The sequence below is a fragment of the Ruegeria sp. ABF4_144 genome, assembly GCF_056160045.1.
Window position 1 is genome coordinate 61,569 of sequence record NZ_JBSWWK010000004.1, and the last position, 17,090, is coordinate 78,658.

Genomic DNA, 17,090 nt, shown 5'->3' on the forward strand with positions numbered 1-17,090 from the left:
CGTCCGGGCTTGCCGCCTGAATTTCTCAATAGAAAAGGTGCACCGAATGACCCATCCCGCATTCCATTCCGACTCTGTTGCAGTCATCACAGGTGGGGCGTCCGGCATCGGTCTCGCCGCCGCATTAAAATTCGCTCAGATGGGCATGCGAGTGGTTGTCGTTGATCGGGATGCAGCGAAGCTGTCCACCGCCGCAGACATGATCAGGGCCGCCGGTGCCGCTGATGTGATGACCGCCGAGGTCGACGTCAGTGATCGCGCAAAAGTGGAAACGCTTGAAAAGCAGGTAGCAGACCGTTTTGGCCGCACGAATATCTTGATGAACAATGCCGGTGTGGGCGGCAAGTCATCCACATTGGACACCGCGGAACCATGGGAGAAAATGCTGGGCGTCAATCTGTGGGGGCCGATCCACGGCACGCAGGTCTTTGCCCCAAATATGATCGCCAGAGACAGGCCGGGCGCAATCATAAACACCGGCTCAAAACAGGGTATTACCGCCCCGCCCGGAAACCCGGCCTACAATGTTTCAAAAGCAGCTTTGAAGGCCTTTACCGAGGCGTTGTCACACGAGTTGAGAACCGGTCCGGGACACAAAATCACCGCCCATTTGCTGGTTCCCGGCTTTGTCTACACCGGCATGATCTCTGCACCGGAAAAACCCGCCTCTGCCTGGACCGCTGAGCAAACTGTTGATTTTTTCATTGACAGTGTGAACCGGGGTGACTTTTACATCCTGTGCCCGGACAACGACGTGACGCGGGATATCGACGAAAAGCGCATCGCATGGAACTTGGCGGACGTGATCGAAAATCGCCCCGCGCTTAGCCGCTGGCATCCGAACTACAAGGACGCTTTTGACTCTTACATGAATAGCGAGGACTGACGGCATTAGTCGACACTCCAAGGGCAAAAATTCACTTTGCGATCAACAAAGACTCGAGCGGCCCATTGCTGACATCCAACAGCCAGCCGAGATGCTGCGGGCGCACCCACTTAGCGGCCATTCGCGGCAGCTGCGCAATCGCCGACCAGTCGAACTCAAAGTCAGCGGACAAAGCGCCAATTCCCTGCATTTGCGCCAATGGCGGCTTTTGGTTCGCGGCCGATTGACTCATGCACCCCCTTTCAGCACGCTTTCTATATTTAGTTCGGGGCTTCAGAATGACTAAAGTAATTGTCCGGCTTGCAAGCTGCGAAGACGATTTTGAGGCGGCACGTATGCTCTGCCGAGAATGGTTGAAGTGGCACTGGGAAAACTACCCTTCCGATTGGCCTAGGGGTGACGATCACCCAATGGACCCAAAAAGCTTCGAGGTCATTTTGAAGGAACTACCCGTTCTGCACGAGCGACCATTGGGCGGAATTATCGTTGTATCGGCGGATGGCAAACCGATGGGGTGCGTCATGTACAGTGAAGCCCGTCCCGGCATCGCCGAGTTCAATCGAATGTTTGTAAGTCAGGCAGGACGCGGCCTCGGACTTGGCCGCAGACTGCTGAACGAAATGTTCGAGCAGATGGCAGCAGATGGGTACAGTCACGTCTTCTTCTCTTCAGCTACGTTTCTGACACATGCCCGGGCGATGTATGAGGAGGCTGGCTTTGTTCCCATGCCGCAACCAGAAAACTTCCCGGAAAAGTGGCAAGACAAGGTCTACTTCATGGAGCGTTCGCTCGCCTAGCTGCGCAAGGTTCGCGACCTTACCCGTGTCCATGTCGTGCAAAGCGGATTTTCTCCCGTCGCGCAGCATCTTTGAAAATGGGCTCGCTCCTGACCTTAGCTGCAAAGCTAATCAATGGCGGCAGGACGGGAAAGAGCGAGTATAGGATCTGCTCGACTGAACGGTAGCTTTCAAGGCTCGCTCCCGTCAGAAACCTAGGATTGGCGAACAAACTTTCGGCGCAGTCCTAGAAAGGTTGTTCGGTTGAGGTACCACAAAAAGTAACCAATTGCGTTATTGCGGGCGTCGGTTTGGGGCAACGAGCCGCGTGACATTCGGTTCATTTGCCAAGCATAGTATTCGACTCGTGATACAGTGTTAACTAGATTGACGAACCAGTTTTGGGCATTCACCCCGAACTGCCCGCGCCCGATAACCAGACCATCTTCTTCAATGCCAATCCTTTCGATGGACCCGTCAAGCATCTCCGTCACCGCGCCCGGATGAACACACAGAGGGCGCGCAAGGCCGATCATGTCGATCCCCTCGTTAACAATCGCGCGTTTCATCGCAGTGACGCTACGAAACCCGCCTGTAACCATAAGGGGTACAGTTACCGCACGACGCACCTCACGTGCGTACTCCAAAAAATATGCCTCGCGTTTAACTGTACTGTCGCGCTGCTTTCCCTCGGTGCCATTGACAAAGCTCATCTGTTCGTAGGTTCCGCCGGACAATTCTATTAGATCGATGCCGTCTTGTTCGAGCCAATGCGCAACCTGACAGCTTTCTTCAATTGTAAATCCACCTTTCTGAAAATCTGCAGAGTTCAACTTGACGGCAACAGGATAGTCCTTGCCCACGGCGGCGCGCGTCGCTTTATAAACCGCCCTCAAAAACCTCGCCCGGTTTTCAAGCGGCCCGCCCCATTCGTCCGTGCGACGGTTGGTGATGGGCGATAGGAACTGACTGACGAGATATCCGTGCGCGGCATGCAACTGCACGCCATCAAATCCTGCTTTCTTTGCGATCGCGGCGGTCCTGGCATATCGCTGGATAGCGTCCAGAATATCTTCTGAACTCATCGCCCTGGGTTTTCCGAACAGGCCAAGAATACGCAGCTTTTCTGCCGATGGGGACAATGGCCGTGTATTCACCACAATAGGACATTGGCGTCCCGGATGGCTGATTTGCATCCAAATTTGGCTGCCACCGGATTTCGCGGCGGTCGCCCATTCTCGCAGAGAATCCAATATGCCCTCGTCTTCAACAACAACATTTCCGGGCCGCTCAAGGTATCGTTTATCGACCATGACATTGCCAGTTACTTGCATGGCCATGCCACCGTTGGACCAACGCTTATAGAGAGTCTGATGGCCTTCGGTTGGAGCATCATGAACATCTGCGAGCGCTTCGGTCATGGCACTTCGCGAGAAGCGGTTTTTCAACCTCACACCGCATGGAAGGTCGAGATGTTCCGAAAAACCTAGTTCTTTCATTGCTTTTCGCCCCAATCAAACAGTTGTGACCAATAATGAGTCGCCGACGTCCGTTTAGGTTGCACCACCACAATCCATTTGAGCAAACGCTAAAGCGGATCTTGGAGTTGTTTCATACAAGTGCTGTTTGTTCCGCGGCTTGGGAATTGCCCGATCCGTCTTCTCTGCACGAACCATCAGTGGCTGGTTTTTCTGCCACACAGAGGTATCCCGCGCCGCACACATAGCAATTCTTTCGCTGCAAGTGCGCGCAGCATGAAATCGACTTGACCGGGATGGGCTCGCAGCCGATCCTAGCCGCCGTGTCAATGAATGGCGGCTATCACTATTGGGTCAGAAATGCTTGACGTTTGGGTTAGAATTGAATGACGTGATTAACCGGTTTATTGAGGTTTTGGCTGTCGATTGAGTCAAATATCAGTGACGTTCCACAGAACTGTCATGGGGTCGGAGCGGCGAAAAAATGGGAGGGACCCGCGCGCTTGCGGGTGGGAGGAACCGGGTTTTTTCACGTGGAGACGACGCGCGCAGCGCGGCGCTTGCCCCTTGACCGGGCCGACGCAGGATGCGGGCGGATTAGAGCGTGTTCGGATCGACTTTCGTTGGTTATCGGACTCCGCGTTCGAGCCAGAGGCGAGAGGCAGCGGAGTTTGATACAATAGAACCGAATGCGATCGGGATGGTGTGACCGGCTTGCCGGTCGCAACAGCCCCACTAATGGAAAATGTCAGAGCTGGGGTGAGCGCGCTTTAGCGCGTCGAGTCCCCTGCCCTGTCTAATATTCAATGTGAGCCGCGCGCCTCGCGCGGATCTCCAAAGTCTCATGCGAAAGGCCGAGAGAAACGAGGGAATCGCGTTACCCTTTATGGGCCGAAACAACTTGATGCAGGCGACTTGTGGCCGCGGTTAAAGCTGGCTCGGATGAGACAGATTTCACCGCTCCTGGGCCGCAGGGAGATCGCGTCTGGTTGGTTCGGGTCGGATGCCGGTGCAGCCAGCATCCGAGTAGCGACCGGTCCCGCTGCCTGTGGCGGCGGGATTTGTGCGGGCAATACTAGATATTCTCCCGCAGCTCATCCAAATCTGGGAGATGCCCACCCAAAGAATTCACTTGGCATCGCTCATATCCTGCTCACGGGCGAATACAGGTGGAAGAATCCGAGCGGTCACCGTGGCCCGGCTGGGCGCTGGAGCATGGAAAAAGGCGGCTTTTGCCGCCCTGCCCTTCCTTACTCGGTTACGCCGTCGTTGTCGTTGCGATTTGGTGAATACCATCGAAACCGACGAACCGGGTCCGGATGAGCCGTTCAAGGTTCTGATCCTGCTCGATGAGTTTCAGCGCCTTGGCAAACTTGATCGCGTGGTTGAAGCGTATGACACCATGCGATCGTTCGGTGGCCGGATCATTGTAATCTCGCAGACACTTTCACGCCTGCAAGAAATCTACCGACCTGAAGGCGTTCGCGCGATGCTGGCAAACGCGGGCACGCAGATGTTTGCAGCCTCAGAGGATTCAGAGGTGCGTGAACACGTGTCGAGGTCCATCGGAGATAAAACTGTCTTGAGCAAGTCCAAGTCTCGGGCAATTGCCAAAATCGAAATGGGCAGCATGTCGGAACGCGAAGAAGGCATTCGTTTGCTCCGTCCAGAACATGTTGGCCGGTTGCCAGAAGACGAGGTTGTGTTGCTTCGAGAAGGCAAGATGCCGGTCATTGCAAACAAGATACGATACTTCGAAGATCCTTACTTCATGCAGTTCCTTGGTGGCGATACTCCGAGCATCAAGGGGACACACAAGGATCTCTCTGAAGAACAAGCCCAGGACACGGCAAAGGCGCTGGATGAGGCGAAACCGGCCCCTGCCCCGCCACAAGAGGTTTCCCAAAAAGACATGGAACTTCAGGCGGCTTTTGACGCACAGAAAGTGATCGCTAAACGCAAAAGCGAAACAGCCAAAGAAATGATGGCAAAGAAAATGAAGACGGCGAAGTCAGGAAACGGCGCCCCGGTTTGACGGGACGCGGCTACCTAGCGGTCTCATGTTCCACTCCGATAATGTCCATTTGTTCGCTAATGGACATTATCCATCACTAACGACCACCGTCAGTGCGGGCAGACCGAACGGTTACGCCTGAGTGCACAACCAAATCACATCACAAGCATTCTTAATCAACTTGGCAATACCGCTGGGAAGGCTCGTCAACGAAGAGGGAGAGCCGCTGGCGGAGGAGGGTTATCAAGGACAAATACGTCTGTAAATTTGCACTGTGGATAAACCCAAGTCTCCCAATTTTCCTTTAACCAACTCGCGCTCACCAAACGGGAGCTACCCCCTGCGCCTGCACTCAACGGAAGGAGTTGTACGAACAAACCAGCTTTGTACCCAGAAAGAACAATAAGGCCTAAGGATGTGTCGGCAGATTGAACGTCAACCAACATAAACTCCACAATATGTTCATAAGGCTTCTCGGCAGGGAATCTGAAGACAGTACCCCTACCAAAGTTCTCACTGTCCTTTAGCTCGGACAATCGCCGCCACTGCTCGATCATTTTGTTCTCAAATCATGGCCGCCGGAAGGATCAGGTGCCTTGGTAGAAACACCGTCAATATCGATTTCACCGAGGTGACGACCTCTCTTGTTTGTTACTTCGAAACGTCCATGCAGACTATCTACCGCAAAAAGGTTACCACTTTGTGAGTCTCTGTAAACATCACGCCCATTTAATCGTGACAGGCGTGCGTCTTTGCTCCAACCATTGCTTTCGGCGACTTCAGATAGCTTTGTACGAACGACTGCAACTCTTTCTCCGGGTGGCAAACGAACAAGCCCCCGTTCGAAACTATTGGCGCAATTGTTATGCACCCACACCGGCGCGGCGTTCTCATTGGCTGCAACGAAGTATGTGTGGAACTCAGCAACGGTGAGATTAAACGCTGTCAGTGGTTCCACTTCTATTTCAATGCTAACGATCTCAGCCCAAGTGCCATCGTCATTAAGTAGACGATCACCCGCTTGCAGTTCTGCCGCATCCACCCAATGTCCGTTTTCAAGCGGGCCTTCGTAAACATGACCCTCCGATGAATTCGCCACAGCACGTGCTGTTTGCACGAAGTACGGGTGAATACGGTTTGAAACTATTGTCTGTTCAGCGCCGGTTTCGACATCACGCATGCTGACCGAAACCGTCTCATCGTAAGGGTTTGAATACTTTGCTTTAACTGACTGCCATGCCATGTCGCCATTAGCTGGATTACGCGACCAAACCGACATGTTGGTGTTCACATCACTGATTGGGAGCAAGCCACCATCGGTCAGCACCAATGTATCAGCGTGGAACGAGCAAACTCCATTATTTGGTACTGCTTTGCCCGCTAGGGCTGCTGCTCCCGCAGCAATGTCTAACGCCGTCGCAATCGATACCTTCGTATCGAGGTAGCTCTGAGAGAGTGCGCGATACTTTGGGTCGCCAGAATTTCCTGCCAACTCATTAAGGGTGAACTTTCCTTTTTGGAGAGCAACTAGATGAGCACGGTGACCGCGAAGGGTATCAGCATCGTTTTCAAGGGCCAGCCCATGTAGTATTTTGTCAGTATCATTGGATGCGAGAAGTGCCTCCGCACGCAAACGAAGGCGTTCTTCTTCTTTTGCCAAGCCATCAGCAGCTGCCAACACCTGATCTTTGGTTGCATAACTTGGAAGTTCAGAAGCGGCCCGAACATACACCAAATCGACGGCAGTGCGCGTTCCGCCTTCTCGCAGGCTCCCTCCAGAGACCAGGGAATAGAAGCTTCTGTTGGTCTCAACGTCCCCAATGTTTAGGTACGAATTCCTGTATTCATCGGCTGTTCTGTCGAGCTCAGCAAACAGTGATTGATTGTCGTGTGTTTGTCCGGCCTCTGCCAAACTATTTAGAAACGCGCGCGCTTCCTCGTCTCTGGGGAGAAAGGCGAAATCGTCCGATACCCCTCTAAGCGTTTCAGCGGTAAGCCGTTCCTTTGCTGAATTCAAACATGCTTGCTCTGTCCCACAGATTTGCTCAGCAAATTCATCTGAATACTTCTCAATATACTCAACTTCTTTGATATGCAGGTTGCGGTTGTTTAAAATTGCTGAGCGCCCCACAAACCCAGCAGTTGATACGTTGTTTCCTTCGCCTCTTGAGAATAAGAAACCTGCTGCCGCGGAAGCCAGTTCGGCTAGCCTTCCTTCGTATTCAAGTCGTGAGATTTCCTGATCTGTAGCACTGGCATCCTGATTGGTGGTGAACGGGTTTCTTTCCAGATAACCAGAAAGTATAGACCCGGCGATTCCTCCTGCCGCCCCAGCGGCGCAATCAGCCCCCTGCGCTTCCGCCGCCGCACACCCTGCGAGACCGTGAAGGATAGCGTGACCCGCTGACCCTTCCCAGTTCGCAATGCCATCTCCAAGTTCACCGATCTCAAACTGAGCGTCAGCCAGAGCGAGGTTGGTGACTGTCTGTACAAGGCTTGCTGAGAACCCATCAGCGAAGTCAGTCCCATAGACGGCTGAACTCAGACCAGAGGAAATTGAACCATCCAATGCCCCTTCCAGAACGCGGGCCACAGTGAGTTGTGGACCTTGCGGATTACCAAGACCATTGATCAGCGCATCATTCAGGGGGCTGCGCTCAGGGATTTTCAGATTGATGCCCGATGTGAGTCCCGCTGAGACACCGGAGAACGTGGCGGTTTCCAAGATCGCACCAAGGTCGAGATCTCCGGCGACGACACCATCCATCGTTTCGACAAGTGCCGTTGAGGTGAAGGCAGTCGCGCCGTTGTAAATACCCGTCGTAAGTGCCGTGGCACCCTCTGCTGCTGCGGCAGTTGTAAGCTCTGGAAGTAAACTCCCAACGAGATTGGGCGCGACATACGCCGCCACAACAATCGCAACGAGTGCTTTGAACGCGGGCGAGAGCTGGGTCTGCTCTTCATAGAAGTACTCATCCGCCAGTTCCTGGTTGATCAGTTCCAGCCCGTCTATGGCCAGAAGTTCCTCGGGGTAGAGATCTTCCGGGTTCGGCGCATCGACACTTGCGGTCTGGTACAGGACCAACTCAGCATCGCCACCGATGTCAAAACTCATACCTTGCCCGGCCAGCAATTCGGTCAGTTGGGCCGTCTCTGTAAAGCTGGTCTCGGTGATCGTGGTCATGGTGACCAGACCCATGTCGGTCTCGAAGAATTCGGAGCGGTGGCTGTCGATGGCAGCCTGAACTGAGAAGTCACCACCGGTTGTGATGTTCAGGTTTTGACCAGCAGACAGCGTCGCTCCGACGAGCGTTGTGTCCGTGCCGGACACGATGCTCAGATCCAATGCCGCCAGTGCATCCGTGCCAGTATTGATGTGGTCAACCGTGTGCAATTGGCTGGATTTGCTCAGCAGCCCACCAAGGTAGCTCTTTTCTTTGATATGTGTCTCTTCAAACACATCGGTGTAGGTGCCAACGAGGATGTTGCCCTCAGTCGCAGTGAGGTTGACATCACCTGATGCGCTTGCGAACTCTGTTCCTGCAGTGGTCAGGTCACCTGTCTCGGCGATCACATCGATATCGCCGCCCGCTGTGATCCCGACGCCTCTATTGGTGATGGCAAGCGTGGACCGTGTCTCCTTTTTCTTAGACAGGAATCCGCTGCTGGTCTTGCGGGTTTCCGATTTGGCTATTTCTTGCGCGGCAGCCAGAACGACATCGCCAGCCGCTGCCAGATGTGCCTTTCCGCCCGCATCAATCTGTGTACCGATCAAAACCGCGTCTCCGCCTGCATTTGCGATGAAGTCACCACCTGTAGACAGTTGCGCAACCTGGGCGGTCAGGGTCAGGCGATCGGTCCCGTTCTTTGCATCGCCATCACTGTATTGCACGCCGGATTGCTCGGCGAGCAGGTAAAGGCTGCCACCTGCTGTGAGCCGTGTATCCCCTGTGACCTGGGCCTGAACACCGGCGAGTGTCATGTCAGCAGAGGAGATGATCGACAGGTTTCCCCCTGTCTCAAACCGGGACGCGAGGTTCTCCGTGATCCTCGTTACGCTGGTGTTGGTGTAGTATTCTTCTGTCTGCGCCAGACCTTCGATCGTAACGTTGCCTGCTGCAAATATGGAGGTGTCAGAAGTCGATCTGATCACCAGCGCTTTGCCAGAGAAATCCCCACCCGTGATGATGTCGACCAGGTGGCCACCAAGTTCGGTGTCTTCGAAATTGATGTCACGGAACGACGTTAAAGACAGGGAGCCGTCTTCTGCAATCAGCGACCCACCAGAACCGGTAATCTGACCGGCAACGATTGTCAGGTCCCCGCTGGTCGATGTGTTGGCTTTGTCCAGTGAGGCGAGCAAGCCCGTCCCTGACACACCGAACCGGTCACCAAAGCCATTGAATCCTGTATCCGGGATCTGGACTGCGCTTTCACCGTCAAAGCTTACGCCGTCGCTTTGATATCCGTTCCATTCGGTGGGCCGGTTGATATTCTCGAACAGCTCGTTCTGAATCTGCAACCGATCCAAAAAATAGCCTGAGGAGAGCAGGTCCTCAAAGGAAACTTGCGCTGTTCCAAAGCTTGTCCGCCCCTCACCTATCAACGCGTCCAGATTTGGAGATGATTGAAGTGTGGGTCGCACTGGCTCCAGAGACGGGACGTTCACCACGTCCGGCTGAACAGGGGCCAGTGCCGGCAAGTCCAGTACACCCGGCCGTATCGGTGTCAAAGATGATCCCGGCACAATCAGGTCGGGCAGCGTCAGGTTGGCTACTGCAGAATTCTCACGCGGAGAAACAACACTCGCGGTTCCAGAGCGGATATCTCCGTCTGCCACCACCGACGTGCTGTTGATGTTGACAGCGCCTCCCGCGAGGATTTCGCCAGTCACTGAACCTGCGCCGTCGGCGGCGGTTCGTTCGACTTGAGAATAAATGACTGTTTCTGTCCTGCGTGTCAAGCACCCGCAACCATTGTCTCCGCCTAAGTTCTCCTCAACCGTTTCCTGGCGGGTGTAGGTGGCTGTGTGCGTTACCTTGTCGTCTTCATATGCCTTGTTCTCAAAGCGGTGACTTTCAATTTCCACACCAGCTTTGGCAGAGATCAGCCCCGCATCGTTAATGACCGCGTCCGCATCGATCGAAATGCCTGCACCGGATAGGATTTCAGGAGCAGGGCCGGAGGTGGTGACTGTATTGCCCGTACTCCATGTCACACCGCCGATATTTGATCTGATTCCGCCAAAATTGAAGATTGTCGCGCAACTCGCCCCGAGAGTGGCACCTGAGTTATTTTGGCGGCTCTGACTACAGCTGGAAAGTTTCAGATCAGCCGGGTCAATAAACTGGGTTTGAGTACGGGTCTTGTTGTCCGGAGCCCCGGAAAATATCTCGACGCCCGATTGTGAGGGTTCCGTCACAATACTATCGAAACGGTTGTTAAATGTTTCCGCCTCGATGGCCAAGCCACCGTCTGCTTCAATGCTCCCGGACTGGTTCAGTACTGTTCCATTGCGCGCCACCAGCTGCATTGTCTCGCCGGATTTAAACAAACCACCGCGGTTGTTTAGATCAGAGCCACTGCGCAACTGGAGGTCACCGCTCGCTTTGATCGTACCCCGGTTCTCCAGGTCACCATCCAGATCGAGCAGAAGATCCCCATCAAATTCAACCTGTTCTGATGCAGCGACAGTAAGTCCACCGGTTTCCAACGTGATTGCAAGACCATCGCCCGCACGCAACTGGTCGAAATGGGACGCTCGTAGCCCGCCGCCCAGGGAACGCGACTGAAGCTCCAGTACCGATTGCCCCATCGCCAGCGCCTCCGCGCCAAGGCTGGTTTGTCCGGAGACTGCAATACTAGTGTTGCTGGCGTTTATCTGCCCTTGAAGATCCAGGTCTCCAGCCGTCACGGACAGATCGGCCTGTTGGCCTGCAATCATAGTGCCGTCAATGAGCGCCCGATCCGTGGCTGTTACCTGCACATCTGCAATGGCTGCAATTTGCGAGTTCTCTCCGGTTTGCACATGATCACCGGACAGGGTGACGGACTGCCCACGAACTCGGCCGGAATGCTCCAAAGAGCCGTCACGAGCTTCGATGGAAACACTGTCCTGTGCTTCGGCTTGCCCCTCGATCTGAGCCGTGGCTCCGGAGAAAGCAATGGATCCGGCCACAAGCTCGGATGTGTCTCCGGTTGTGAGTGAGGTTCCGGCCCTGAGTTCGGCTCGGTTCTGAACAGCAGCATGTCCGTTTAGCGCCACTTGGGTCTGAGCGTCTATGTCGAGCGTATCCGCCACCAGTTCGGCACCATCCTCGATGGTTGCCGATGCCCTAGTCGATGTGATTGCAAGCTCTGCCCCCGAGGCGAGTTCGCCATTAAGGAGGATCTGATCTGTTGCCGTCACAGTAAGGCCATCAACCGCAGCGATCTGGGATGTATCGCCAGTCTCGACAGTGTTGCCAATTATTGAAACATTCTGTCCACGAGACACGCCGCTATGCTCAACCGCGCCATCTGTTGCGGCGATTGTCAGTCCTTCAATGGCCCGGACCTCACCAGACAGCTGCGCAGATTCCCCGGTGAGCGCCACGCTGTCGGCCAGCAGCTCTGAATCCGCCCCTGTGGCCAGCTCGGTTCCAGCTGACAAGGAAGCTGTCTCAAAAGCGGCAGCCTTGCCATCAAAATCAATACGAGTCTGTGCCTCTATATTCAGGGATTCAGCCAGCACTTCGGCATTTGCTTCAACGGTTATCCCGGCTGCTGTGGATTTGAGCGTCAGTCCCTTCCCGGCGACTAGTTCTCCGCCGATCTTTGACTGCTCCGCGGCGGTTACGCTCAGATCACCTACTGCAGCGATCTGCGATGCCTCGCTCGTTTGAACGTCGTAACCTGTTATTGTGACAGTTTGTCCGCGAGACGTGCCCCTGTGGTCGACATTCCCGTCCGTCGCCTCAATGGTCAGGTCTTCAAGTGCTTGCACCTGGCCTTCTATCCAAGCGTCACCCCCGGTGAGAGCCGCAGATTCCGCGACCAGTTCTGAGTTGGCACCTGTTTTGAGCTCTGTTCCCGCTGTCAGCGAAGCTGTTTCAAGACCAGCAGCCTTGCCGTCGAAAGTCAGCTGTGTCAGCGCATCAACATTAATGGATTGCGCGAACACCTCGGAGTTGCCGTTCAGCGCAACAGAAGCACCGGTTGATGCTGCCTCAAAGGCCTCACGCGCAACAATCGCGCCGGAGATGTTTAGCATACCGGCGCTTTCCAGACGGATTGCACCGCCCGCTGCCTGACCGTTGAAGGTCAGGTCGCCATTGCTGGTTCTGATATCGATCAGATCATCGCTCTCGGAGGTGATCGCACCTTCCAGAAGGATCGGACCCTGGTTGCGGACCTGGACGCGCCCGCCCGCCCGGATCTGCGGTGTATGACCACCAGCAGGAGCGCCCAGCGTAAGCTGCCCATCAGCCCGCAGCGCAATGTTGGTTGAGGACGCCATATCCCCATTCAGACGCACGCCCACGCCATTCTCGGTGGCAATCAAACGGATCGCATTGGCATACATGCCACCAAGAGCGGCGACGTCCACAGCCAATGCAGGGGCTGCACCTTCACCCGCCTGTTCGGTGATCCCAGTCACTGCGCCTGTTTCCGGGTCGTAGGACCAGTTGTAGTCCACCTGGTTGGCACCGGCGATGACATTGAGTTGTTCCGCCCGCATTTTCCCGTAAATCGCGGCCGCTCGCGCAATCACATCGACGCGGCTGGTATCGGTCAGACCTATCCGATTTTCCGGGTTCAGACCTCCGGCCCCGATTGTAACCGTGCCCCGCCGTACGTCGAACCCGGTGAGCGCACCATTGCCGGCAAATTGCGGCTTTCCGGTTGTCAGGGTCGCACGGCCCGTGTTGATGAAACCGCAACCGTTGCAGGTGATGCCAAACTCGTTGGCGACCACCACATCCATGCGCTTACCGGCCACTTCCAGAATGCCGCCCAGCTGGGTCTGATTTCCACCAACAACCTCACCGACCCAAAGATTGGCCTCTAGTCCCGGCGTCAGGTTGCTGTTGCCTTCGATCACCCCGCCCAACTGCGTATTGGTGATCGTGGCCGAGTTATTCAGGATCAGATCATCCGCCTGAAAGTCGGTGTAGACATCGTGACTGACGCCCGCGCCATTCGGGGTCGAGATATTGACTACGGTGGTGCCATTCAGAGACTGGTCGACATGCGGGCGCGGACCTGTATTTGGGTTCACAGGCTGGATGCTCTGCGCATGAAGCAGCGCGGGTTGTATCGTGAGCGCCAGTGCCAGGACCGAAGAAACAACTTTCTCAAAAACACGACTACGCATGGTTAGAACTGCGTCGCCAAATGCGGCCCTCGAAATGCCATTCCGTAACCTTCTGTTTATTCATGTGATTTCCGGCTAGCAAAGGTCACAGCACACGTTAAGCAGAAAAACCCACCCAGGCTTCACAAAATGGTTAGGCAAGAGCTGCCTGCGGCTGAAACATGGCAAAATACGTTTCAGACCGAGTCGAGTGGGCAGCTTATCGGCACATTTTATTCTTCGCGTGCCGAGGCCAGGCTTTGTAAGGCATGTCAATTGCTGCTGGACGGGTGAGTGTTCATAACAAGCGACAACCGTCTGTGTGGCTTTGAATCTCGCTTGCTACTCCCAGAAACAATCCAACATGCACAAGGGCATTATTAGCGCTGTGCTGTCAAAAACCGTAACAACGGCGTGCGGAGGTGGCTTCGGCCGCTCGCGGCTCTAAGGTGACCAATCTCCTTTATTTAGCCGGGCAAAAAGCAGACATCCAAGTGCAAGACAGCGCCGAAAGGAAGGCCACCAAGCTGACATTCGCGGCAGGTGCGAAAAAGCTACTGCATACGCAATGTGATCCGTCGAAAGGGCGAGAATTTAGAGGTCTCATGTGCTGAAATCTGGCCTCGGCCATTTTTTACACCCAACTGCAACTATAGCGTGCGCCGCGACGTATAGTTACTCTATAAGTAGCGAGATTTTTCGAAAGGGGTTTTGATTTGAAGCACAAGACGATTGATTTGTCATCCGAAGTCAAACGTGCAGTTCTTCCAGATGGTCTGCAAGGTTTCTTGTTTCCCATGTACGAAGCCATTTGGAACGCAATTCATTCTATTGAAGAGCGTTTTGAAGATGAGTTGGAAGAAAAGGGCAGGATTGACGTAACCTTCGACGCATTAACGTGCGAGGTTCGTATCGTGGACAATGGGAATGGATTTGATGAAGTCAATCTGTCAGCATTTCTTACCCCGTTGACTGGGAACAAGTATGAACGAGGGGGGAAAGGATTTGGCCGGTTCATGGCGTTCAAGGTGTATAGCCGTGTCTTCTATTCGTCAGGGCAAAAACAAGCCGACGGGATACTGACAAAGAGGTGTTACCAATACGATCCTTTTTCGGACGACGACAACTTGATTACTGTCACGGAAGCCAAAGGTGCAGGTGCGCACCAGCATGATACGGGCGTAACAGTGCTTATGAAGTCGCCCAAAGCCGACTTTGAAGATTACTTTGTTATTGAAGGTAAAAATCGAAGGCACAATCACACTGCAGAAGACATTGTATCCGCTGTACTGGATCACTTCCTTATTGAGTTTATCCAGCGAAAAATCCCCAGGCACTTTATATTGAGAATCGAAGGTGCTGACTTCAACCTTTACAATTATTTCCATGAATCATTGGCGGTTGGCGGTAAGCGAAGCGAAAACCTTAGAATTGGGACTGAAACCGTCGATTTCACCTTTGACTACTTCAAGGTTGGCGAAGAGCACGCTAAGAAGCATCGGCTATATTTTTACGCTAACAATCGCGCCGCGAGTGAACTTGAAAACATCTCATCGGGACTGAATGCCAAGCCCTTCGTTGAAAAGAAAGGGGACGACGAAGAGCGGTACTACTACCTTGTGGCTGTTTCCAGTGACTTCTTCAAATCGTCGCAATCACGGGATCGGATCATCAACCTGCATGGTAAAGTTGAACACAATAAGAAAAAGAAGACGGTCAAAGAGCATCTGATAGCCTTCGCCAAAGCCCACATTTTAGAGCTTGAAAAATCGTACACCTCCGGTCGTCGAGCTAAAATGAAGGAACAGGTTGACCACCTTATTGCGATTGACCCGCTTTTAAGGCGTGGTTTGGCGGGCAAGAGTACCGAAGAGTTTGTCCAAAAGCGGGGGATTACTGAGACGCGCGAGCAACTTGCACAAGACTTGTTTGTAGAGCGTTTCCGGCAAAAATTTGACTTCACGAAATTAAGTGAAGACACAAGTATCGAGGACCTTGTGCATGTGGTACGAAACAAAATACCTGAGGATGCTAAGGAGGCGCTGGCTGTATACGTTGCCTACCGCAATCACGTGATCAAAGTTTTCAGGGAAATGTTGAACAGAAATGAAGACGGTCTTGCGACGGAAGATAAAGTTCATCAGTTGATTTACCCCCGCTACAGGGACAGCGAGCAGATAGACTATTCCTCACATAATCTTTGGTTGATTGACGACGACTTGGCCTATGCCAGATACATTTCCAGCGACCGAACACCGGAAGGTACCGCGCGAAAGAAGGGCCAATTTGCCCACGACTTACTTATCAACAATGAAAATGAATTGATGGTGGTTGAAATGAAGCGTCCTCAAAAGACGGACTACGACAGTTCAAAGGAAGCTGACACCAAGAACCCGGTGGATCAACTAAAAAACCAAATCATGGATATCCGTGAGCGCGGCAAGATCATAGACTCAGGCGGCCGAGAAAGGATCATTGAAGAAACATCAATGGTTCGCGGCTACATCTTGGCTGATTGGAACTCTAAACTTGAACGATATCTGAAGATTGAGGATTTCATTTTGACAAACTTCGGTGGTCAAATGGCTTACCGGTACTACAAAGAGCTGAATCTTATAATAGAGGTTTTGGCATTCGACAGGTTGATAGATCGAGCAAGCAATCGGAATGAGTCTTTTGTAAAGATATTAGACGGTCAGTCGAGCTACGATCTGAAGCCCACAAGCACTCTTTCAGCCGCTGAGTGAACCCAAAAAAAACCGTCTTCCTCAAACTTTGAGACTGTGGAAGTCGGTTTTCCTAAATCTGCGTGGTGGCCACTAACGGAGTGAACAGCGAATTCATATGCGAATAAGTCGTGTGCGACTTGCTATAAATGAGAAAGTGAATCTCTACCAAGTGTGCGAGGATACGAAATACACTGCATATCCAGCCACAGAGACGCCAAGGGTAATCGCAAACAGTCGGTGATCCAGCTATACTCAGGAAATTTCGACGCACTACGTTTCAGATGGTTTTGTAAGCAACGAACAGAAAGTGCAACGCACACAAGAACGAATGACAGACTTTATCAATTTCTTCTCATTTTGGGGGGCTGGTCTTTCCACATTGCTCGGCACAATCAAGCTCTGGGAATTTAGCACTAAGGACCGTATTCGTCTGGCTTCAACTTTTGCCTTCCGAAGCCTCGCACAACTTGATGACGAGATCATAATTTCAATCTTGTCATCAAAGCCTGTACAGGTTTCCCATTGGAGTCTGGAATGGCGTCCCCGATGGAATTCCAAAAGCACCACAATCCCAATAACATTTGAAGACGATGATCTACGGGTGCTTTCTATCGACGGCTATGGCACCAAGAAACTAACATTCTCAGGAGAGAACAAAATACCCTTTGGCCACAATGTGCAGACTGGGCGAAAAGCTGATTTCTTTGAAGTAGCTTCGCTTGAAAGAGGCTTGGCTAACGGTGACTTGGAAGAGCAGACCCCGTGCAATGGCCAAGTCTTTCTCCGCGTGCGAAATGGCCTTTGCACGTCGCCACACACCCCTCGCAAGATAAAGCGCGTGATGGGTTGCTGAATTTTCCTGCCTGGCAAAG

Annotated in this window: 9 protein-coding genes; 5 read left to right on the top strand and 4 right to left on the bottom strand. The window is 53.3% G+C overall.

The genetic code is table 11. The features are described 5' to 3' along the window. The first annotated feature begins 46 nt into the window (after positions 1-46). Positions 47-886, top strand: coding sequence for an SDR family NAD(P)-dependent oxidoreductase (locus tag ACXAGD_RS22560; protein WP_475214304.1), 840 nt, complete (start codon positions 47-49; stop codon positions 884-886). A gap of 31 nt (positions 887-917) precedes the next feature. Here ACXAGD_RS22560 and ACXAGD_RS22565 read toward each other — a convergent pair whose 3' ends face one another. Further along, positions 918-1,118, bottom strand: a complete 201-nt coding sequence (locus ACXAGD_RS22565; protein WP_475214306.1) for a hypothetical protein — start codon at positions 1,116-1,118, stop codon at positions 918-920. A 46-nt stretch (positions 1,119-1,164) separates the two neighbouring features. Between ACXAGD_RS22565 and ACXAGD_RS22570 the strand changes: the two genes are divergently transcribed. Beyond that, entirely contained in the window at positions 1,165-1,683 is a 519-nt protein-coding gene (locus tag ACXAGD_RS22570; RefSeq protein ID WP_475214308.1) for a GNAT family N-acetyltransferase, read from the top strand. 194 nt (positions 1,684-1,877) lie between these two features. Here the strand turns inward: ACXAGD_RS22570 and ACXAGD_RS22575 are convergent, their stop codons facing one another. Next, positions 1,878-3,161 carry an NADH:flavin oxidoreductase/NADH oxidase family protein gene (locus ACXAGD_RS22575; RefSeq protein WP_475214311.1) on the bottom strand — a complete coding sequence of 428 codons (1,284 nt, stop codon included), beginning with the start codon at positions 3,159-3,161 and terminating at the stop codon, positions 1,878-1,880. Between the two features lie 1,042 nt (positions 3,162-4,203). On the opposite strand from ACXAGD_RS22575, the gene ACXAGD_RS22580 reads away from it, so the two are divergent. Further along, the gene (locus ACXAGD_RS22580; protein WP_475214313.1) at positions 4,204-5,175 is read left to right on the top strand and encodes a type IV secretory system conjugative DNA transfer family protein; all 972 of its coding nucleotides are present in this window, start codon (positions 4,204-4,206) and stop codon (positions 5,173-5,175) included. A 185-nt stretch (positions 5,176-5,360) separates the two neighbouring features. Here ACXAGD_RS22580 and imm45 read toward each other — a convergent pair whose 3' ends face one another. After that, positions 5,361-5,711 carry an Imm45 family immunity protein gene (gene imm45 / locus ACXAGD_RS22585; protein ID WP_475214315.1) on the bottom strand — a complete coding sequence of 117 codons (351 nt, stop codon included), beginning with the start codon at positions 5,709-5,711 and terminating at the stop codon, positions 5,361-5,363. After that, complete coding sequence (locus tag ACXAGD_RS22590) at positions 5,708-13,510, bottom strand: two-partner secretion domain-containing protein (RefSeq protein WP_475214317.1); 7,803 nt, start codon at positions 13,508-13,510, stop codon at positions 5,708-5,710. The genes imm45 and ACXAGD_RS22590 overlap by 4 nt, the downstream gene beginning before the upstream one ends. Before the next feature lie 695 nt (positions 13,511-14,205). On the opposite strand from ACXAGD_RS22590, the gene ACXAGD_RS22595 reads away from it, so the two are divergent. Then, complete coding sequence (locus ACXAGD_RS22595) at positions 14,206-16,236, top strand: ATP-binding protein (protein ID WP_475214319.1); 2,031 nt, start codon at positions 14,206-14,208, stop codon at positions 16,234-16,236. Between the two features lie 310 nt (positions 16,237-16,546). After that, positions 16,547-17,071 (top strand): hypothetical protein, encoded by a 525-nt coding sequence (locus tag ACXAGD_RS22600; protein ID WP_475214321.1) that lies wholly within the window; start codon positions 16,547-16,549, stop codon positions 17,069-17,071. The last annotated feature ends 19 nt before the right edge of the window (positions 17,072-17,090 follow it).

Coding starts and splice junctions, on each gene's coding strand:
- ACXAGD_RS22560 (WP_475214304.1), top strand. CDS start 47: ATGACCCATCCCGCATTCCATTCCGACTCTGTTGCAGTCATCACAGGT.
- ACXAGD_RS22565 (WP_475214306.1), bottom strand. CDS start 1,118: ATGAGTCAATCGGCCGCGAACCAAAAGCCGCCATTGGCGCAAATGCAG.
- ACXAGD_RS22570 (WP_475214308.1), top strand. CDS start 1,165: ATGACTAAAGTAATTGTCCGGCTTGCAAGCTGCGAAGACGATTTTGAG.
- ACXAGD_RS22575 (WP_475214311.1), bottom strand. CDS start 3,161: ATGAAAGAACTAGGTTTTTCGGAACATCTCGACCTTCCATGCGGTGTG.
- imm45 (WP_475214315.1), bottom strand. CDS start 5,711: ATGATCGAGCAGTGGCGGCGATTGTCCGAGCTAAAGGACAGTGAGAAC.
- ACXAGD_RS22590 (WP_475214317.1), bottom strand. CDS start 13,510: ATGCGTAGTCGTGTTTTTGAGAAAGTTGTTTCTTCGGTCCTGGCACTG.
- ACXAGD_RS22600 (WP_475214321.1), top strand. CDS start 16,547: ATGACAGACTTTATCAATTTCTTCTCATTTTGGGGGGCTGGTCTTTCC.